Origin of the sequence: Pseudoalteromonas sp. 5Ae-yellow (genome assembly GCF_014077565.1) — a bacterium.
Taxonomy (GTDB): domain Bacteria; phylum Pseudomonadota; class Gammaproteobacteria; order Enterobacterales; family Alteromonadaceae; genus Pseudoalteromonas.
In genome coordinates, this window is the sequence record NZ_JACGWD010000197.1 from 1 (window position 1) to 271 (window position 271).

General features: G+C 48.3%; 1 rRNA gene. It reads left to right on the forward strand.

The annotated features are described in order from the left end of the window. Positions 1-271 (forward strand): 23S ribosomal RNA (locus tag H4J63_RS19950); the annotation flags it as partial.

The window sequence follows — 271 nt, forward strand, 5'->3', positions numbered from 1 at the left end:
TATAATTGCGATGGGGGGACGGAGCAGGCTAAGCAAGCATGGCGTTGGTAGTCCATGTGAAAGTGAGTAGGGCGTTTGTTTAGGTAAATCCGGACGAACACTAAACCTGAGACACGAGACGAGTCACTAAGGTGATGAAGTTGCTGATGCCATACTTCCAGGAAAAGCCTCTAAGCTTCAGATTATATGGAATCGTACCCCAAACCGACACAGGTGGTCAGGTAGAGAATACTAAGGCGCTTGAGAGAACTCGGGTGAAGGAACTAGGCAA